Genomic DNA, 18,077 nt, shown 5'->3' on the forward strand with positions numbered 1-18,077 from the left:
GGTTTATTCCAGCTCTTCGGTGGGCGAGGCCGAGGTTTCCTCGTCGCGCAGGCGGTGCAGATGCGCGATGAAATAGCGCATATGGGCGTTATCCACGGTTCGGTGCGCTTCGGATTTCCATGCGTCATAGGCGCTGGCGTAGTTGGGGAAGATCCCGACGATATGGATGTCGTCGACGTTCTTGAAAGCGTTCTTGGTCGGATCGACAAGTTCGCCACCGAAAACAAGGTGCAGGCGTTGGGTCATGGAGCTGTCCTTTGATCTGTCAAAGCTGCGGTGCTGCGCATAGTGCCTAGCAGATGGGGCCGGTCACGCAAGGGCGTCGATCAGCGCGCGCTGCACCATTGGGCCGCCCGCGACGATACCATCCACGCGCGGGTCGGGATTGTTGAACCTGAGCGGCGCGCCCGTGGCGGTGGCGCAGGTGCCGCCCGCCTCGGCCACGATCAAGGTGCCAGCGGCGATGTCCCATTCCCACGTGCGGCGCAGGGTGATCATCGCGTCAAACGATGCATCCGCCACCAGTGCCATGCGGTATGCGAGCGAGGGACGGTAGCTGCGTTTGAACACAGGCGGTGCGCCGCCGTGCCAACGTTCTGCCACCAGCGCGGGCCGCGCGGCGAGGACGGTCGCCTCGGCCAGATCGCCGATCTCTGAGGTGCGGATCGGCGTGCCGTTCAGCGTGGCCCCACCGCCCCGGCTGGCAGCGTAGAGCATGTCGCGCATTGGCAGGTAGACCACCGCCGCCGTAACCTCGCCCGCCTCGGCCACCGCCAGTGAATGCGCCCATGTGTCAGAGCCTTCGACAAAGCTGCGGGTGCCGTCGATCGGATCGATGATGAAGACCCGTTCATGCCCCAGTCGGTCGGTATTGTCCTCAGTCTCCTCAGAGAGCCAGCCATAGCCGGGCCGTGCGCCGCGCAGTTCCGCCAGCAGCAGGTCATTCACCGCCAGATCGGCCTCGGTCACCGGGCCTGCGTTGTCGGGCTTGTCCCAGCGTTTTGCCGTGGCCCCGACAAAGCCGCGCGCGACCGCACCTGCCTTAAGGGCGGCGTCGATCAAAAGGGAGAGGTCGTCCTCAGGCACCGGCAAGGGTCATTCCCGGTACCAGCAGAGAGGGAACAACACGGCTGAGATGTCTGCGGGCATCATTGGCGGGGATCATCGCCCGCAGCATGTCGCGCAGATTGCCCGCGATGGTGCATTCGTTGATTGCATGGGTGATCTCACCATTCTCGACCCAAAGGCCCGAAGCTCCGCGCGAATAGTCGCCCGTATTGGGGTTGATCGTGCTGCCGATCATCGAGGTCACCAAAAGCCCGGTGCCCATCTCAGCGATCAGATCGTCGCGGCTGGCCTCACCTTGGGTCAGCGCGATGTTCCAGTTCGAGGGCTGCGGGCCAGAGCCGGGGCCCCGCGCGGCGTTGCCGGTGGGGGTAAGCTCCAGCTTGCGGGCCGTGGCAAGGTCGAGCGTCCAGCCTTGCAGGATGCCTTTTTCAACGATGGCGCGTTGCTGGGTCGGCAACCCTTCGGCATCGAAAGGACGTGAGCCGGTGGCACGGATGCGGGACGGGTCTTCGATCAGGGACAGACCTTCGGGCAGCACCTGTTCACCCATCGCATCGCGCAGGAATGACGCCCCGCGCGAAATCGCCTGACCGTTGATCGCGCCCAGCAGATGCCCGATCAGCGACGCGGCGATGCGTTCGTCAAACAGCACCGGATAGCTGCCGGTGGGCGGCTTGCGCGCATCCAGCCGCGCCAGCGCGCGTTCGCCCGCGCGGGTGCCGATCTCTTGCGCGTCGCGCAGGTCGGCCTGAAAGATGCGGCTGTCGCCGTCGTAGTCCCGCTCCATCCCCGTGCCGCTGCCCGCAATGGCAACGCAGGACAGCCCGCGTTCACTGCGGGCATAGCCGCCCTCAAACCCGTTGGTCGCCGCGAGATGGATTTTCTGTGCGCCATAGCCAGCGCCTGCGGATTGCACTTGGCTCACCCCTTCGACGGCCAGCGCGGCGGCTTCGGCGCGGGCAGCGTCATCTTGCAGGGCTTCGGGGGAAGGCTCTGGCGCGGGGTCGCAAAGCTCTAGCCCTTCCGCATCGCGGCGGGCAGAGAGTTGAGCGGGATCGGCCAGCCCCGCATAGGGGTCTTCGGGTGCTTCGCGGGCCATGGCGACGGCGCGTTCGGCCATCTCTTCAATCGTGCGCGCGGAGGTATCGGAGGCCGAGACATTGGCCGAGCGTTGCCCGACAAAGACCCGCAGCCCGATGTCCGTTCCTTCAGAGCGTTCGGCCTGTTCCAGCGCCCCGCCGCGCACTTCGATTGAGACGGAGCTTGCCGTGATCGCCATGGCATCGGCCGCATCCGCACCGGCCTTGGTGGCCGCCTGAAGGAGGGACTTGGTCAATGCATCAAGGGCGTCTGGCATGGTCTGGCTCCTTTTGGGGTTGGAAAAGGGGTAATCCCCCGCCCCGAGAGGGGCAAGGGCCGCGCTGTATTTTCCCACGCGGAAAGGGCGCAGACCAAGGCCGCGCCGGTTGTTATTTGATCTGCTGACCGTTGGCGAGGATGCCGCCCTCTTCGGTGAACTCGATTCTGGAGGTCAGGGAATCTTCGCCTTCGCCCGGGACGGTAAAGAGCCCCATCATCATCCGCGCGCCCAGTGCCTGCTCCTGTGGGATCAGCCCCATGGTCACCAATTTGTCGAGCAAGGCCACGCCGCCGATCAACGACAGGTCCAGCGCGCCGACGGGCTTTGGCATGCCGGGCACGGTTTGCATGTCTTCGTTGTCAAAGGTGATCGCCCCCGTGGCATCGAACTCGGCCCCTGCTACGTCAAGCGTGACTTCGTTTACGTTCAATTCGTGAATTTCGCCCGGTGCCTCATCGCCCATGGTGGCGGTGACTTCGGGGTCCATCAGTTCAAACAGCAGCTTGGCCTTGCCCGACAGGTCCACGACCAAAGTTGCCGGGTCGCGAGGCAATTGGCCGGTGGGGTCAAAGATGCCCCAGATCATGTCCGACATCTTGAAGCTGTCGAGCTTGACGCCAAAGGCAAAGTCCTGCGGCTCTTCGGACTTCATCACCGGCATTTTCAGATTAAACGCACTTTCCGCCATGCTGAACTGGATCGGGAAGGGCATGTCGGCGGCGGTGACGCTGACCTCGATGTTCTGCTGGCCACCGTCATAGGAGAGCCCTTCGGGCCCCATCGCCACGCCCAGCTTCGCCCCGGTTGAGCTTGAGGCCAGCTGAAATTCCCCATTTTCGGGGTCAGAGACTTGCATGTCGGTGCGGCCTGCGCCAGCGGTAAAGCTGCCGCCAAAGGTCAGACCTTCCCGCATCATCGCGGCCACGTCCGCGCCTGCGTCAATCATCGGCAGCGTGCCGCTGCCGTCAAAGACCACCTGATCCACGCCGCCCTTCACGGCGACACGGGCAGGGTCCTCGGGGGTTTTCATCACCACGTCATATTGCAGGCTGTCGATGCGGCCCGACTGGTCGTAGCGGCGCGTATCGGTCCCGGTCATTTCGGTCCGGCTGCTGACGCCGCTGCCGGTCAGGGTGAACTTGGCTTCTTCTTCGGTATAGCTTTCTTCGCCGACCTTGAGCCCCGCAAGCGTGAGCGAGATGCTGTCGGCGGCATAGTCATACTGAAGCGCCTCAGCGCTGCCGCTGGCGCGCATCACCGGGGCGGTCTGGGCATAGTTCAACACCATCGACACCGGTTCATCCTCGGGCGTTTCAGGCGCGACGTTGATCGTCATCGGCATGACATTGGGCATGCGGATATTGACCGCGCCGTCACCTTCCGGCTCGAAACGCAGCGTGCCGAGCGACAGGGAAAAATCGCCACCCTCTTCGGCCATGTCCATCTTCAGGGTCACATCACTGACGGTTAGGTCCGCGCCGTCAAAGGCTTCGCTCGCCTCAACCTGATAGCCCATGCTCTGCATATACTGGCGCCAATCGCCCCAGACTTCGGCAGGGGTCAGGTCGGCCCAGAGGGGCGTCGAGGCCAGCGTGACCGGCAGGGCGAGAAGCAGCGACGCTGTGGGGATGCGAGACATCGGAAAATCCTTTTCGGCAATGAGTTGTGCATAGGGTCTGCCAATCCCCGCGCAGGGTCAAGCGACGCGAGGCTGGACCCGGGTTGATCGGCAGATTACCACAGCCTCCAAGTAATGTACAAAATTAGCGGAAGGATCACCCCATGGACATGACAGGCAAGACGATCATGATTACCGGTGCCAGCCGGGGCATCGGCGCCGCCGCCGCGCGGGTTTTCGCCGAGGCAGGCGCCAATGTCGCCCTGTTGGCGCGCAGTCAGGATGCCATCGCCGAATTGGCCGGAGAGTTGGGCAATCGCGCCATCGCCATCCCCTGCGATGTGACCCGCTATAACGAGATGACCTCTGCGGTTGAGACAACGCGCCGGGCGTTTGGCGGGCTGGATGTGCTGATCAACAATGCAGGCGTGATCGATCCGATCTCGCTCATGGCAGAGGCCGATCCGTCGGATTGGGCCAAGGCGATCAACATCAACGTGACTGGCGTCTTTCACGGCATGCGCGCGGCTCTGCCACTGATGAAGGAAAACGGCGGCGGCACGGTGCTGACGATCTCTTCGGGGGCCGCGCACAACCCGGTGGAGGCATGGAGCCACTACTGCGCCTCCAAGGCGGCGGCGAATATGCTGACCCAGTGTTTGCACCACGAGGAGGGCGGCAACGGCATCCGCGCCATCGGTCTGTCGCCGGGCACCGTGGCCACCGACATGCAGCGCGACATCAAAGACAGCGGCGTGAACCCAGTCAGCCAGCTTGACTGGGACGTGCATATCCCCGCCGATTGGCCCGCGCGCACGCTGCTGTGGATGTGCGGCCCCGAGGCGGATCGTTTCCTCGGCGATGAGATTTCCCTGCGGGATGAGGGCATCCGCAAGGCGGTGGGCCTCATATGATCGAGCTTGACCGCGCGGGCGACATCTGGACCGTCACGATCAACCGCCCCGACAAGGCCAATTCCCTGACCCATGCCATGCTGGTCGAACTCGCCGATATCATGGAGGAGGCACAGGCCGCCCGCGCGGTGATCCTGACCGGTCGCGGCAAGGTGTTCAGCGCGGGGGCCGATCTTGACGAAGCCCGCGCGGGATTGGCGAAATCGGATGTTTGGGAGCGTCTGTCGGGCGCAGTGGCTGCCCTGCCGGGGCTGAGCATTGCCGCGCTCAATGGCACGCTGGCGGGCGGTGCGATGGGCATGGCGCTGGCCTGCGATCTGCGCATCGCGGTGCCGGGGGCGAAATTCTTCTATCCGGTGATGAAGCTCGGGTTTTTGCCGCAGCCCTCGGACCCGGCGCGGATGGCGGCGCTGATCGGCCCTGCGCGGACCAAGCTTTTGCTGATGGGCGGGCAGAAGATCACGGCGGAGGAGGCGCTGACCTTTGGCCTGATCGACCGCCTTGTCGAGGCGGAAGAACTGCAGGATCACGCGCTGGCGCTGGCCGCCGATACGCTGGCTGCGCGGCCCGAAATCGCGCAGGAAATCAAACGGATGTGCAGCCCCGCCTAACGCTTGCGCGTGCCACCCGGCACTTTGGAACGAAAACCGGGCGGGCGTTTCGCCACCCATGCGGCGAATTTGGCCAGCCTCGGATGGCCACGCAGCGCTTCAGGCGTGTTGTAGTGCCGCGCCAACTCAGTCTCGGTCAGAGCGGCGTGCACCTCGCGGTGGCAAATGTGGTGCATCAGCACCGTCGGCCCCCCCTTGCCGCCGCGCAGCTTGGGGATGAGATGATGCAGGCTCTGTGGCACATCCCGAGGAATGGGCCGGTGGCAGAGCGGGCAATCTGGTAAGTCCTCGCCTTCGGTCACGGTCCTCCCTTTCGCTTGCATTGCAGGGCCACGGCAGGCAAGAGGATGTGTCAAATCCTCCCCAAGGCAAGGACAGGCCGATGGCTTCCCCGTCAGAAAATCAGACCGAAGGGCGCGCCGCGTGACCCGCGCCTTGGTCATCGGGGGCGGCCCCGCAGGGCTGATGGCGGCCGAGGCCATGGCAAAGGCGGGGCTGTCGGTCACGCTTTGTGAGACGAAGCCCTCGGTCGGGCGCAAGTTCTTGATGGCGGGCAAATCCGGGTTGAACCTGACCAAGTCCGAACCGTTCGCGCCCTTTCTCGCCGCCTATGAAGAGGCGCAGACCGCCTTGCGCCCGATGCTGGAAGCCTTCGATACCCAAGCGGTGCAGGACTGGGCCGAAGGATTGGGGCAAGAGGTCTTTACCGGCTCGACGGGGCGGGTTTTCCCCCGTGCGATGAAAGCCTCTCCGCTGCTGCGGGCTTGGCTTGCGCGGCTGGCGGAATGCGGGGTGACGATCAACACCCGCTGGCAGTGGCAGGGCTGGGACGGGGATGCCTTTGTTTTCGATACGCCCGGCGGGCGGGAAGTGGTCGAGGCCGATGTGACGGTATTGGCCCTTGGCGGTGCAAGTTGGCGGCGGCTTGGCGCGACGGGGTCATGGGCGCCCCTGCTGGCCGAGCGCGGCGTGGCCCTGCGCGATTTCGCCCCGGCCAACGTCGGGCTGCTGGTCGATTGGTCGCCGCATATGACCCGACATTTCGGCGCGGCGCTCAAGGGTGTGGCATGGCGCGCTGGCCCCTACACCTCACGTGGGGAGGCGGTGATCTCGGCCCGTGGGCTGGAGGGCGGGGGCATTTACAGCGTCTCGCGCGGGCTGCGCGAAGGGCAGGGGCTGTCGCTTGATCTGCTGCCGGACTTGCAGGTCCGCGATGTCGCGGCACGTTTGGCGAAGCCGCGCGACAAGGACAGTCAGGCCAACCATCTGCGCAAGCGGCTGAAACTGACCCCCGCCCAGATCGCGCTGCTGCAAGAGATGGCGCGCCCGCTGCCGCAGGAGGCCGAGGCGCTGGCCGCCTTGCTGAAAGACCTGCCCATCGCCCACGCCGGGCTGCGTCCGATGGATGAGGCGATTTCGACGGCGGGGGGGATAGCGCTCGACGCGCTGGATGCGGGGCTGATGCTGCGCGAGGTGCCGGGCGTCTTTGCCGCCGGGGAAATGCTGGATTGGGAAGCGCCCACGGGCGGCTATCTGATCAACGGTTGTCTGGCGACCGGCCATTGGGCGGGCCGCCATGCTGTGGAATGGGCGCGGCGTTAACCGTTTTCCTTGGCCATCGCGGCGACGAAGGCAGGGCGTTCGCGCAGGGATTTCGCCCAGAGGTTCAGTTTATCATCCACGCGCGGGAATTTCGCGCCGATGGACCAGTTGATGCAATGCACCGCCAGCAGGTCGGGGACGGTGATCTGATCGCCCATCAGAAACGGCCCCTCCAGGCGGTCAGACAGGTTTTTGGCCGCACGTTCGAACTCGGCCTTGAGGCTGTCTTTGATCGCGGGCACGCGCGCTTCCTCGGGGAAAATGAAACTGTGTTTTGCCGCCGCCCAGAGGATCGCGTCGAACTCGTCGATCAGCCAAAAGGTCAATGCGTCCTGCCGCGCGCGTTCGGGCGTGCCTGCAGGGGCGGTCAGCGCGCCGTGCTTGTCGGCCAGATAGGTCATGATCGCGAGGGAATCGGTCAGTACCTCATCGCCGTCCACAAGCGCGGGGATCTTGCCCGAAGGGTTGTATTTGCGCGCCTCTTCCGAGCGCGGCGCGGCGGGGTTCAGCGCGTAGGGTTGGCCCAATTCTTCGAGCATCCACATGACGCGAAAAGCGCGGGATTTGGTGCCGCCGATGACAGTATACATTGAATTTCCTCTCCCAAAATCAACGTTGTGCGCCCAGCATCGCCAGACGGATAAAGGCCCGCTCGACCAAAGCCAGCGCCGGGGCGTGCTGCCCAGCAGAGCGCAGCTTGAGGTCGGTTTCGGTCAGCACCGCAAGCGCGGTTTCCAGCTTCACCGCGCCCCAGTTGCGCGCCTGCCGCATGGCGCGGTCGCGGTCGCGCACGCCATAGATCGGCGCGCCGGGGTTAGCGGCGATGCGGTAGAGGGTGCGGAAATGCCGGGTCGCCATGATGATGAGGGTCACCGGGTTCACACCTTGGCCTTGAAGCTTGCTCATCACCGGGCCGATTTCGGCGGCGCGGGTCTCGGCGACGACATGCAGGATGTCGTCGACCTCAGCCTCGGTTGAGGTGGGGGCGCAGGCGGCAATGTCTTCCAGCCCGATGGGGGTGCTGTCGCCCAGTTTATAGAGCGTGATCTTCTCTAGCGTTTGGCGGAAATCACCCGGATCAAGGGTGCGGGCCAGATCGCTGAGCGCGGCCATGGCGTCGGCCTCGGGGGTGAGGCCCGCATCCTTTAGCATCTGTTCGATCTCGGCCCGGTCGGGCGGGTTATCATAGATCGCGGTGGCATAGGCGTTGGGGTGGCTCTCAAAGGCTTTGAGCACCTTGGAGGTTTTTTTTAGATCGCCCGCCGTGACGATGATCTGCGCGTCGCCCGGCTGCCAGTCTTTCAGCGCGTCGAGCAGGATTTTGGCGATATTGTCATTTGCCTCTTCCACCAGCGCCGCTCGGGGGCCGGGGAAGAACCCGACGGCCTTGATCGCGTCCATCAGCATCGCCGGATCGCGGCGCAATTCACCTGCTGGCATCCGGCTGAGGCGCATTTCCTCTTCGGCATTGGCGCCAAGCAGGTTTTTCAGGAATTCCTGCCGTTTCAACGCCACGCGCATGGCATCGCTGCCGTAGATCAAAAGCCCCGTCCGCGCGGGATCAGGCCGCGCGAAATAGGGCTTTGCGTCGCGCGGGGTGAGCTTCATTGCGGCAAGTCAGCTGCGTAAAGACGGCTCACGACGAGGTCAGCCAGAATCACCATTAGGCGCTCTTGCGCGTCCAACTCGGCGGCACGGGTGGCGACGGTGGTGCCGGTGGCGGAATAGCCGGTAAAACTTTCGACCTTGCCCGAGGTCACGATTTGTCCGCTGTCGAGGTCGCGCAGCGCGTAAGAGGTGGTGCCAAGAAGGTTATAGCGCCGGGTGTTGCCTTCGCTGTCGATGGCCAGCCCGTCTTCGGTTGTGGTGGTGGTCAGCGCCAGCCCCCAGCGGGGGGTGGCCGCACGGCCCAAGCGGGTTTCCACCTCGCGCACCAGAAAATAGCCAAAGCGGTCTTCGGGCGCATCGACCAGCACGCGGTTTTGCAGGGCCGTGCCCGCGCCGCCGGGGCCATAGACCGGCTCGAACCCGCAGGCGGCGAGCGCCAGCAGGGGCAGGGCCAACAGGAAGCGGCGGCGCATATGGGTGGGCTTAGGCAACGACATTCACAATCCGTCCGGGCACGACGATGACCTTTTTCGGTGTGGCCCCGTCCAGCGTTCGAATGACAGCTTCATGCGCCAGCGCGATTTTTTCAACCTCTTCCTTGGACATGTCGGCGGGCACCTGAATTTCAGCCCGGCGTTTGCCGTTGATCTGGATCGGCAGGGTCACCGTGTCATCGACCAGCATCTTCTCGTCGGCCTTGGGCCATGGGGCCTTGGTGATCAGCCCTTCGCCGCCTTGATGCGCCCAGATGTCTTCCGACAGGTGCGGGGTCATCGGCGACATCAACTGCGCCAGCGTCATGATCGCTTCGCGCTGCGCGGCATAACCCGCCTTGGATTTCTGCAAAGTCGCGGTGAAGGCGTAAAGCTTGGCAATCGCCGCGTTGAAGCCGAAGGATTCCACGCCCATGGTCACGTCATGGATCGTTTTGTGCAGGGCGCGCAGCAGATCATCATCGCCGGTGCCGGGCGCTTCGCGGTCCATCTCGCTCACGCGGTCGCAGATGTTCCACACGCGCGACAGGTGCTTGTAAGACGCCTCGGCGCCGCTGGCGGTCCATTCCACATCGCGCTCGGGGGGCGAATCGCTCAACACGAACCAACGCGCGGTGTCGGCGCCGTAGTTCGAGATGATGTGCAGCGGGTCGACGACGTTCTTCTTGGACTTCGACATCTTGGCGGAGGGGATGATCTCAACCTCGGTGCCGTCGCTGAGTTTGCCCTCGGTCACCTCTTCGGGCAGGTGATAAACTGGGCGGTCGTTATCGTCGCGGGTCTGGTAGATTTCATGTGTCACCATGCCTTGGGTGAACAGCGCGTCGAAGGGCTCAACCGCGCTTTCGGGCAGGTGGCCGGTGATCTGCATCGCCCGGGCAAAGAAGCGCGAGTAGAGCAGGTGCAGGATCGCGTGTTCGATGCCGCCGATATATTGATCGACGTTCATCCAATATTGCGCGTCTTCCATGACGGTGGGCGTGTCCGCGCGCGGCGCGGTGAAACGGGCGAAATACCACGAACTGTCGACGAAGGTGTCCATCGTGTCGGTCTCGCGCAGGGCGTCCTTGCCGCAGGCGGGGCAGGCGCAGTTGCGCCATGTCGGGTGGCGGTCAAGCGGGTTGCCGGGGGTGTCAAAGGTGACATCATAGGGCAGCTCGATCGGCAGGTTCTCTTTCTTTTCAGGCACCACGCCGCAGTCGTCGCAATGGACAACCGGGATCGGGCAGCCCCAGTAGCGCTGGCGGCTCAGCCCCCAGTCGCGCAGGCGGTATTTGGTGACGCCTTGGCCGATGCCGTTTTCCTCGCAAAAGGCGATGGCCGCATCGACGGCGTCTTCGCCGGTCTGCCACGGGTCACCCGCAAAGCCACGGTTGTAGAAGACCTTTTCCGATTTCTGCGGCACGAAGGCTTCGTCGAGCTTGGGTGAGGCATCTTCCGAGGGCAGAAAGGTCGAGATGATCGGCAGATCGTATTTGCTGGCAAAGTCGAAATCGCGCTGGTCGTGGCCTGGGCAGCCAAAGATTGCGCCGGTGCCGTAGTCCATCAAGATGAAGTTGGCGATATAGACGGGCAGTTCATGCGCCGTGTCAAAGGGATGGCGCACGCGGATGCCAGTGTCATAGCCCAGCTTCTCGGCGGTCTCGATCGCCTCTTCGGTGGTGCCGCCCTTGCGGCATTCGGCGCAGAAGGCGGCGACGGCTTCATCGTCCCGCTCCAGCGTTTTGGCCAGCGGGTGGTCGGGCGAAATGCCGACAAAAGACGCGCCCAGCAGCGTATCGGGGCGGGTGGTATAGACTTCGATGCGGTCGAAGCCCTCGGGTGCTTCGATGGTCGAGAAGGCAAACTGCAGCCCGCGCGATTTGCCGATCCAGTTCGCCTGCATCAGCTTTACCTTCGCGGGCCAGTTGTCGAGGCTGTCGAGCGCCGAGAGCAGTTCTTCGGAGTGGTCCGAAATCTTGAAGAACCACTGCGTCAACTCGCGCCGCTCTACCGGCGCGCCAGAGCGCCAGCCGCAGCCGTTTTCGACCTGCTCGTTGGCCAGCACGGTCATATCGACCGGGTCCCAGTTCACCACGGCGTTTTTGCGGTAGACCAGCCCCTCTTTGAGGAAGTCCAAAAACAGCGCCTGCTGCTGGCCGTAGTAACCGGGGTGGCAGGTGGCGATCTCGCGCGACCAGTCAATCGACAGGCCGAGCGGCTTCATCTGCTTTTTCATCTCGGCGATGTTGTCATAGGTCCAATCCGCCGGGTGGCCGCCGATGGCCATGGCGGCGTTTTCGGCGGGCATGCCAAAGGCGTCCCAGCCCATCGGGTGCAGCACGTTATGCCCGGTGGCGATCTTGTAGCGCGCGATCACATCGCCCATCGTGTAGTTGCGCACATGGCCCATATGGATCCGGCCCGACGGATAGGGGAACATCTCAAGCACATAGTATTTCGGCTTTTCGGCGTTGCGGGTGGCCTGAAAGACGCCATCCTTTTCCCAGGCTTGCTGCCAGCGGGCTTCGATCTCGGCGGGGGTATAGCGGGGCATGAGGGGACCTTCGTGACATGAAAAACGCCGGGCTGCTGCTTTCACAAGGCCCGGCGTTGGAAACGTGTTGAGTTAAGCGGGCTCAGAATTTGCTGTCGGACACGCGCATCTCCCGCGCCCGGCTGAGGATCGCATCCTCTACCGCGCGGGTTGTCGCCCGTGCCACCGGCTGGCCGCCCGAGGATTGCAGCGCCACGTTGAGCGAGCGGGCATCCAGTGCCGGGTCGTCGATCAGCACGGTCGCGCGATAGGCACGGCCACCGCCCGGAGGGGTGCCGTAGCCCGTGACGATAACCCCGGTGAAAGGATCGACCGATTGCACCGGCAGGAAGTTCAACACTTCCAGCGAGGCCGACCAGAGGTACTTGTTCACTGAAACGCTGGAATCCGTGTTCTTGCGATTGAAGATCGACCAGATCGTATTGTCTGGATTGGTCTCAATGTTATTGGGATTGTTCGGGTTGGTGTATTGATCCGGCCGTTCCGTGGCTGGGCTGCCAAAGCCCCCACCACAGGCGGCAAGCGCGCTGAGCGCCAGAACGGAGATCGCCATCTTGCAAGCGGTACGAAGGGCCATTGCAGCTTTCCTTTGCCTGTTTGCGCTCCGGTCTATCCAAGCAGGCCCTTATCGGCAAGGTCTATGTCATAGGTGCCTGTTCGGGCGCTCTGCCCCTGCGCCAAAGGCAGTAACGGGCAGGCGGGGCAGGCCCGGGCGGCGAAACTGTGGCATAGCTGCACCAGCGTCAGCGACATTGAGGGCGGGGGGCGCGCGAACCTTGCCAAGTGCGGGGCATTGGGGGCAAACACCCTTCATACCCTTACCGGATTCCCCGGTCTGGGCATATGAATTCAAACCGAGGGAAAACTCATGAAAAAAGTTCTCTTCGCTACAACAGCCCTGGTTGCGACCGCCGGTGTAGCAGCAGCAGACGTGACATTCGGCGGCTACGGCCGTTTTGGTATCCTGTACAACGACACAGCAGCAGGCGACTCCACAGACGTCACCAGCCGTTTCCGTCTGCAGATCGACGCGACAGCTGAGTCCGACGCTGGCGTTGTTGTTGGTGCCCGTGCACGTATCCAGCAGAACAACTCCGATGAGCAGCAGTCAATCAACGCTGGTCCCGACAACATTCTCGGCACAGCTGACGACTTCGCAGAAAATGCTGGTCCCGCAGGCACAGGCATCAACGGCGTTCGTTTCTTCGCTCGTTCCGGTGGCTTTGAAGTCGGCGTTGGCAACATCTTCGGTGCTCTGGAATCCATGCCGGGTCAGTACCCGATCGACCTCGGCCTGACCGGCCTGGGCTATGACTACACCGCCTACGCCGGCAACGGCGACGCATACTCCTCCGGTGGTAACGGCGCAGCTGGCTCCAACGGCGTTGAAGTCATGTACTCCGCTGGCGATCTGTCGGTTCACGTGTCGGCTTCCGACACCAACGACCGCGTTGCTGGTTACGTTGCTTACACATGGAGCGGCTGGACCTTCGCAGTTGGTGGTCAAGACTCCGACGACGCAGGCGACACCGAGTTCACAGCAACAGCTGGCGGTTCCTTCGGCATCGCCGACGTGACACTGGCGTTTGCTGACAACGGCACCAACGGTGACCGCGTTGTTCTGGCCGGTCGTTTCGACGTTGGCGCAGCGACAGACGTAGAAGTCTATGTTGCTGACCAAGACGGCGCAGGCAACGACACCGGCTACGGTGTTGACTTCAACCACGACCTGGGCGGCGGTGTCTCCCTGCGTGGTGGTGTTGCTCACCGCTTCAACGGCGACGACCGCGCCGACATGGGTGTTCGCTTCAACTTCTAAGTTGAACGACATACTCTGAATATTGGGGCAGGCCTTCCGGTCTGCCCCTTTTCTTTTACTCAAGGCTGTTGTTTTCTGCGCGCCTGAAATGGAGGGCCGAAAATGAGTCTGAGCGACATCCAAAACCGCATCACGAAAGCCGAAGCCGATGCAGGCCGCGCGGCGGGGTCGGTCACCTTGATCGCCGTCAGCAAGGTTCAGCCCGATGCGCGTGTGCGTGCGGTCTTGGAAGAGGGGCACCGCTCTTTCGGCGAGAACCGCGTGCAAGAGGCGGCGGGCAAATGGCCCGGCTTCCGCGAAGAATTCGACGGCATCGACCTGCACATCATCGGCCCCTTGCAAAGCAACAAAGTCCGTCAGGCGATGGAACTGGCAGAGGCGATCCACACGGTCGACCGGCCCAAACTGGCCAAGACCATCGCGCGTCTGGCGCAGGAAATGGGCCGCTGTCCCGATCTGTTCATTCAGGTCAACACCGGCGAAGAAGATCAGAAGGCCGGGGTGATGCCCCGTGAGGCGGATGATTTCATTGCCGAATGCCGTGCGCTGGACCTGCCGGTCAAGGGGCTGATGTGCATCCCCCCGGTGGATGAGGCCCCATCGCTGCATTTCGCCCTGCTGGCCAAGATTGCCGCGCGCAACGATCTAAGCGGCCTGTCGATGGGCATGAGCGGTGACTTTGAGCAGGCCATCGCGCTTGGTGCTACCCATGTGCGCGTCGGCTCTGCCATCTTTGGCGAGCGGGTTAGCGAATAATCAGCCGCGTCGCCGGGCCGACACGGGCCGCGATCTCATGAAGATCGTCCCGCGCAAAGGCGATGCAGCCCTCGGTCGGGTAGCCGGGCCGCCGCCACTGGTGAATAAAGATCGCGGAGCCGCGCCCGGCCTCGGCCTCTGGCCAGTTCCAATCGGTCAGGATCACCAGATCATAGAGCGGATCGGCGCGGCGCAGCGCCTCGTGGCTATGGGGGTAGGGGACATGGACGCGGTGGTTGTAGTCAGGCTGGCCGCTGGCGTCCGACCACAGATCACCGGTCCCGATCGGCTGCGCCCAAGCGCTTGGGGCCGGGATGCGGTCAGGCCGGTAGAGCATGCCGACCAAGCGATGGACCCCGCGCGGCGTGGCACCATCGCCTTCGCGCTTGTCATGGGTCAGACCGCCCTTGCCGATGCTGCAGGCATAGCGCCGCCCCTGAAACCGCAGCCCCGTCGGGGTCAAAACCATATCGTTCGGGGTCACAGCAGATGCCCAGACTTCGCGGCTTTGGTGGCCAGATAGGCGCTGTTATGGCGGTTCTCGCCCACGGCCAGCGGGACGCGCTCGGTCACCGCAATGCCGCTTTGCTTCATCATCCCGACCTTGCGGGGGTTGTTGGTTAGCAGCCGCACGGCGGAGAAGCCCATGGAGCGCAGAATGTCGGCCCCGAGGCGGAAGTCGCGCTCATCATCCTCAAACCCCAGCCGGTGATTGGCCTCAACCGTGTCGAAACCCTGATCCTGCAAGGAATAGGCGCGCATCTTATTGGCAAGGCCGATGCCGCGCCCCTCTTGGTTGAGGTAAAGCAGCACGCCATTGCCCTCACCGCCCATCTGCGCCAATGCAGCCCGAAGCTGCGGGCCGCAGTCGCATTTTAGGCTGCCCATCAGATCGCCAGTAAAACAGGCCGAATGCAGCCGGCAGAGGACGGGCGTGTTGCGGGCAGGGCGGCCAATCTCGATGGCGTAATGCTCTTCGCCACCGTCCTCAGGGCGGAAGATATGCAGACGCCCGGCCTCGGACACCTCCATCGGCAGGCGGGCGTTGACCACCGGGTGCAGGGCGCTGCGACGGGCGAGGATGGGGGCGGCGGCGGTGAGATCGATCAGGGTCAACCCATGCAGTCGCGCGAAGTCAGCGCCCTGCGGCAGGTCCAGCACCAATGCGGCGGGGAGCATCCGCGCGGCCTTTACCAGATCAAGCGCGGCGCTGTGGGCGGCCGTATCCCCGCCCCGCGCGGTCTGCAGGGGCCCTTTCATCGGGGCGCGCAGGTCATCCGCCGGGTCGGCGATGCTTTGCACCCAAGCGGGCGTTGCACCGGGGGGCAGCAGCACGCGCGCGAGATTGCCATCATAGGCGCGCGCCTTAAGCGTTTCCGCCCGCCGCGCCGTGATTGCCAACACCGGCGCACCGCCCAAGGCCAGCACATCCGCAAGGCGCTGCGCGGTCAGCGTTTCCGCCGCCAGCACAAGCGCGGCCTGCGCCCCACCGGCCAAAACCACGGGCACGCCCATGCGTAAATCGGCCCGCGCACGCGCCAGTTGTTCGGTGATGTCCGGGGCGAAACTCATGGTTTGTTGCAACTCCGCAAAGGCTTCAGCGTTTATCTAAGTTATTTCCCAAGGAATTGAAACATTTCACGCTTTGTTGACACGAGGCTGTGAGACAGAGGTCACATACCTTGTCGGAGCCCGTGCCGAAGCGCATGTATAAGGCAACAGACGGAGAGATAGATGGCCCAGCTTAAGAAAATCCTGCTCGTTGACGATGACGATGACCTGCGCGAAGCGCTGAGCGAACAGCTTATCATGACCGAGGATTTCGATGTGTTCGAGGCCGCCAACGGCACCGAGGCGATGACCAAGGCGAAAGAGGCGCTCTATGATCTTATCATCCTCGACGTGGGTCTGCCCGATACCGATGGCCGTGAGCTTTGCCGTCTGATGCGCAAACAGGGGGTGAAAAGCCCGATCCTGATGCTGACCGGTCATGACACCGATGCCGATACCATCCTCGGCCTTGATGCGGGGGCGAATGACTATGTCACCAAACCGTTCAAATTCCCCGTCCTTCTGGCCCGTATCCGTGCGCAGCTCCGCCAGCACGAGCAGTCCGAAGATGCGGTGTTCCAGCTTGGACCCTATACGTTCAAACCCGCGATGAAGGTTCTGACCACGGAGGACGACCGCAAGGTGCGTCTGACCGAGAAAGAGACCAATATCCTCAAGTTCCTCTACCGCTCCAACGATGGTGTGGTGCCGCGCGATGTGTTGCTGCATGAGGTCTGGGGCTACAATGCGGGCGTCACGACCCACACGCTTGAAACCCATATTTACCGCCTGCGGCAGAAGATCGAGCCTGACCCTTCGAATGCCCGCTTGCTGGTGACTGAATCCGGTGGTTATCGCCTGATGGCATAAAAACCGGGAACCATTTCCAACCTCGTTTGGTTGGAAACCCTGAGAGGCGGGGTTTTCATGACCCGCCACTCGGTTTGAAGCCCGACTTTTGTACCCGGGTAAAGGTACATACCTCCCTGTTGGACTGGCCGGGCCATAGTGCCCGGCCTTTTTTTGTCCGGGGCGGGGTTGAGATCGTCACTCCGGCCCGGAGACACGCCGCAGGCGCCGGGCCATCGCCTGCCCGCCCGTCACGCCAAAGGCGTGCCGTATCATTCTGAGCGCACCTCCGGTGCGACCGGATAGGCGATTTAGAGAGGCTGGGCGCGACCTTCAGAACCCACATCAAGGCCGCACCATAAAGTGGCAACAAGCGGCCTTGGGTCGCCGACTCGCGGGCAGGCGATGGCCCTTACCGCAAGGAACCCCATTTCCGCATGGCACCGCCGCGCCACCCGCGTTATTGTGCCGACCTACCCCCAGACCGGAGCCTGCCCCCATGTCCTTTTCTCTCGCCACTTGGAACATCAACTCTGTCCGTCTGCGCGAGCCTTTGGTGCTGAAGCTGCTGGCCGAACACGGGCCGGATGTGCTCTGCCTTCAAGAATGCAAAAGCCCGGTCGACAAGATCCCGGTCGAGGCGTTCAAGGCGGCGGGATACACCCATATGGTTGCGCGTGGGCAGAAGGGCTACAACGGTGTGGCGATCCTGTCGAAGCTGCCCTTGGTGGATGCGGGCGATCAGGATTTCGCCATGTTGGGCCACGCCCGCCATGTGGCGGCCAAGCTGGAAAACGGCACCACGATTCACAATTTCTACGTCCCCGCAGGCGGCGACAAACCCAACCGCGAGATCAATGAGAAGTTTGGCCAGAAACTCGATTACCTCTCGGAAATGCGCGACTGGTTCCACGGCGACAAACCCGAGAAGTCGATCCTTGTGGGCGACTTGAACATCGCCCCGCGTGAGGATGATGTCTGGGACCACAAAAAGCTGTTGAAGATCGTCAGCCACACGCCCGTCGAGGTCGAAGCGCTTGGCGCGGTGCAGGATGCGGGCAATTGGGTCGATATCACCCGCCAAGATGTGCCCGCGGGCAATCTCTATAGCTGGTGGTCCTACCGCGCTGCCGATTGGGATGCCGCCGACAAGGGTCGCAGGCTCGATCATATCTGGGCCACATCGGATATCGCGCAGGCCGGGCACTCCAGCCATATCGTCCGCGATGCGCGCGGTTGGGAGAAACCCAGCGACCACGCGCCGGTTTTTGCCAGTTTTGACCTTTGAATC

Annotated in this window: 19 protein-coding genes; 7 read left to right on the forward strand and 12 right to left on the reverse strand. The window is 63.3% G+C overall.

From position 1 onward, the window contains the following. Window positions 1-3: 3 nt before the first annotated feature. From K3762_RS01950 to K3762_RS01965, 4 genes are all read right to left on the reverse strand, one after another. On the reverse strand, window positions 4-246 hold the full coding sequence (locus K3762_RS01950; protein WP_132444107.1) for a DUF4170 domain-containing protein: 243 nt from the start codon (window positions 244-246) through the stop codon (window positions 4-6). A gap of 63 nt (window positions 247-309) precedes the next feature. After that, window positions 310-1,086, reverse strand: a complete 777-nt coding sequence (locus tag K3762_RS01955; protein ID WP_132444108.1) for a 3'(2'),5'-bisphosphate nucleotidase CysQ — start codon at window positions 1,084-1,086, stop codon at window positions 310-312. After that, on the reverse strand, window positions 1,079-2,425 hold the full coding sequence (locus K3762_RS01960) for a TldD/PmbA family protein (RefSeq protein WP_132444109.1): 1,347 nt from the start codon (window positions 2,423-2,425) through the stop codon (window positions 1,079-1,081). Before K3762_RS01960 ends, K3762_RS01955 begins: the two co-directional genes overlap by 8 nt. Window positions 2,426-2,537: 112 nt before the next feature. Continuing rightward, the gene (locus tag K3762_RS01965; RefSeq protein ID WP_260011208.1) at window positions 2,538-4,067 is read right to left on the reverse strand and encodes a DUF2125 domain-containing protein; all 1,530 of its coding nucleotides are present in this window, start codon (window positions 4,065-4,067) and stop codon (window positions 2,538-2,540) included. A gap of 143 nt (window positions 4,068-4,210) precedes the next feature. Between K3762_RS01965 and K3762_RS01970 the strand changes: the two genes are divergently transcribed. After that, window positions 4,211-4,960: an SDR family oxidoreductase gene (locus K3762_RS01970; protein ID WP_260011209.1), complete on the forward strand. Its 750-nt coding sequence runs from the start codon at window positions 4,211-4,213 to the stop codon at window positions 4,958-4,960. Then, complete coding sequence (locus K3762_RS01975) at window positions 4,957-5,571, forward strand: enoyl-CoA hydratase/isomerase family protein (RefSeq protein WP_132444111.1); 615 nt, start codon at window positions 4,957-4,959, stop codon at window positions 5,569-5,571. The genes K3762_RS01970 and K3762_RS01975 overlap by 4 nt, the downstream gene beginning before the upstream one ends. Here the strand turns inward: K3762_RS01975 and K3762_RS01980 are convergent. Continuing rightward, entirely contained in the window at window positions 5,568-5,873 is a 306-nt protein-coding gene (locus tag K3762_RS01980; RefSeq protein WP_240791559.1) for an HNH endonuclease, read from the reverse strand. The genes K3762_RS01975 and K3762_RS01980 overlap by 4 nt on opposite strands. Window positions 5,874-5,994: 121 nt before the next feature. Between K3762_RS01980 and K3762_RS01985 the strand changes: the two genes are divergently transcribed. Continuing rightward, a complete protein-coding gene (locus tag K3762_RS01985; protein WP_132444112.1) occupies window positions 5,995-7,173 on the forward strand; it encodes a TIGR03862 family flavoprotein in 1,179 nt (392 codons plus the stop codon). Here the strand turns inward: K3762_RS01985 and K3762_RS01990 are convergent. From K3762_RS01990 to K3762_RS02010, 5 genes are all read right to left on the reverse strand, one after another. Beyond that, window positions 7,170-7,763: a glutathione S-transferase family protein gene (locus K3762_RS01990; RefSeq protein ID WP_067624420.1), complete on the reverse strand. Its 594-nt coding sequence runs from the start codon at window positions 7,761-7,763 to the stop codon at window positions 7,170-7,172. The two genes, K3762_RS01985 and K3762_RS01990, sit on opposite strands and share 4 nt — an antisense overlap. Window positions 7,764-7,782: 19 nt before the next feature. Then, on the reverse strand, window positions 7,783-8,781 hold the full coding sequence (gene holA / locus K3762_RS01995) for a DNA polymerase III subunit delta (protein WP_132444113.1): 999 nt from the start codon (window positions 8,779-8,781) through the stop codon (window positions 7,783-7,785). After that, on the reverse strand, window positions 8,778-9,278 hold the full coding sequence (gene lptE, locus K3762_RS02000) for an LPS assembly lipoprotein LptE (protein ID WP_120350005.1): 501 nt from the start codon (window positions 9,276-9,278) through the stop codon (window positions 8,778-8,780). Before lptE ends, holA begins: the two co-directional genes overlap by 4 nt. After that, complete coding sequence (gene leuS, locus K3762_RS02005) at window positions 9,265-11,811, reverse strand: leucine--tRNA ligase (RefSeq protein WP_260011210.1); 2,547 nt, start codon at window positions 11,809-11,811, stop codon at window positions 9,265-9,267. The genes lptE and leuS overlap by 14 nt, the downstream gene beginning before the upstream one ends. Before the next feature lie 82 nt (window positions 11,812-11,893). Further along, the gene (locus K3762_RS02010) at window positions 11,894-12,388 is read right to left on the reverse strand and encodes a DUF3576 domain-containing protein (protein WP_259947204.1); all 495 of its coding nucleotides are present in this window, start codon (window positions 12,386-12,388) and stop codon (window positions 11,894-11,896) included. A gap of 291 nt (window positions 12,389-12,679) precedes the next feature. On the opposite strand from K3762_RS02010, the gene K3762_RS02015 reads away from it, so the two are divergent. Both K3762_RS02015 and K3762_RS02020 read left to right on the forward strand, forming a co-directional pair. Next, window positions 12,680-13,630 (forward strand): porin, encoded by a 951-nt coding sequence (locus K3762_RS02015; protein WP_120350008.1) that lies wholly within the window; start codon window positions 12,680-12,682, stop codon window positions 13,628-13,630. 102 nt (window positions 13,631-13,732) lie between these two features. Next, a complete protein-coding gene (locus K3762_RS02020; protein WP_132444117.1) occupies window positions 13,733-14,386 on the forward strand; it encodes a YggS family pyridoxal phosphate-dependent enzyme in 654 nt (217 codons plus the stop codon). Here the strand turns inward: K3762_RS02020 and K3762_RS02025 are convergent. Both K3762_RS02025 and ribA read right to left on the reverse strand, forming a co-directional pair. After that, a complete protein-coding gene (locus K3762_RS02025; protein ID WP_132444118.1) occupies window positions 14,376-14,870 on the reverse strand; it encodes a L,D-transpeptidase in 495 nt (164 codons plus the stop codon). The genes K3762_RS02020 and K3762_RS02025 overlap by 11 nt on opposite strands. Continuing rightward, window positions 14,867-15,958 (reverse strand): GTP cyclohydrolase II, encoded by a 1,092-nt coding sequence (gene ribA, locus K3762_RS02030; protein ID WP_132444119.1) that lies wholly within the window; start codon window positions 15,956-15,958, stop codon window positions 14,867-14,869. The genes K3762_RS02025 and ribA overlap by 4 nt, the downstream gene beginning before the upstream one ends. Window positions 15,959-16,120: 162 nt before the next feature. Between ribA and K3762_RS02035 the strand changes: the two genes are divergently transcribed. Then, a complete protein-coding gene (locus tag K3762_RS02035) occupies window positions 16,121-16,807 on the forward strand; it encodes a response regulator transcription factor (RefSeq protein WP_067261731.1) in 687 nt (228 codons plus the stop codon). 478 nt (window positions 16,808-17,285) lie between these two features. Continuing rightward, on the forward strand, window positions 17,286-18,074 hold the full coding sequence (locus tag K3762_RS02040; RefSeq protein ID WP_132444120.1) for an exodeoxyribonuclease III: 789 nt from the start codon (window positions 17,286-17,288) through the stop codon (window positions 18,072-18,074). Window positions 18,075-18,077: the final 3 nt, after the last annotated feature.

This window comes from Sulfitobacter sp. W074 (assembly GCF_025142275.1).
GTDB classification, from domain to species: domain Bacteria; phylum Pseudomonadota; class Alphaproteobacteria; order Rhodobacterales; family Rhodobacteraceae; genus Sulfitobacter; species Sulfitobacter profundi.

Excerpts from the sequence above, each read along its gene's own strand:
- K3762_RS02020 (WP_132444117.1), top strand. The coding sequence starts at position 13,733 with ATGAGTCTGAGCGACATCCAAAACCGCATCACGAAAGCCGAAGCCGAT.
- holA (WP_132444113.1), bottom strand. The coding sequence starts at position 8,781 with ATGAAGCTCACCCCGCGCGACGCAAAGCCCTATTTCGCGCGGCCTGAT.
- ribA (WP_132444119.1), bottom strand. The coding sequence starts at position 15,958 with ATGAGTTTCGCCCCGGACATCACCGAACAACTGGCGCGTGCGCGGGCC.
- lptE (WP_120350005.1), bottom strand. The coding sequence starts at position 9,278 with ATGTCGTTGCCTAAGCCCACCCATATGCGCCGCCGCTTCCTGTTGGCC.
- K3762_RS01950 (WP_132444107.1), bottom strand. The coding sequence starts at position 246 with ATGACCCAACGCCTGCACCTTGTTTTCGGTGGCGAACTTGTCGATCCG.
- K3762_RS01990 (WP_067624420.1), bottom strand. The coding sequence starts at position 7,763 with ATGTATACTGTCATCGGCGGCACCAAATCCCGCGCTTTTCGCGTCATG.
- K3762_RS01975 (WP_132444111.1), top strand. The coding sequence starts at position 4,957 with ATGATCGAGCTTGACCGCGCGGGCGACATCTGGACCGTCACGATCAAC.
- K3762_RS02015 (WP_120350008.1), top strand. The coding sequence starts at position 12,680 with ATGAAAAAAGTTCTCTTCGCTACAACAGCCCTGGTTGCGACCGCCGGT.
- K3762_RS01965 (WP_260011208.1), bottom strand. The coding sequence starts at position 4,067 with ATGTCTCGCATCCCCACAGCGTCGCTGCTTCTCGCCCTGCCGGTCACG.
- K3762_RS01970 (WP_260011209.1), top strand. The coding sequence starts at position 4,211 with ATGGACATGACAGGCAAGACGATCATGATTACCGGTGCCAGCCGGGGC.
- K3762_RS02040 (WP_132444120.1), top strand. The coding sequence starts at position 17,286 with ATGTCCTTTTCTCTCGCCACTTGGAACATCAACTCTGTCCGTCTGCGC.
- K3762_RS02035 (WP_067261731.1), top strand. The coding sequence starts at position 16,121 with ATGGCCCAGCTTAAGAAAATCCTGCTCGTTGACGATGACGATGACCTG.
- leuS (WP_260011210.1), bottom strand. The coding sequence starts at position 11,811 with ATGCCCCGCTATACCCCCGCCGAGATCGAAGCCCGCTGGCAGCAAGCC.
- K3762_RS01960 (WP_132444109.1), bottom strand. The coding sequence starts at position 2,425 with ATGCCAGACGCCCTTGATGCATTGACCAAGTCCCTCCTTCAGGCGGCC.
- K3762_RS02010 (WP_259947204.1), bottom strand. The coding sequence starts at position 12,388 with ATGGCCCTTCGTACCGCTTGCAAGATGGCGATCTCCGTTCTGGCGCTC.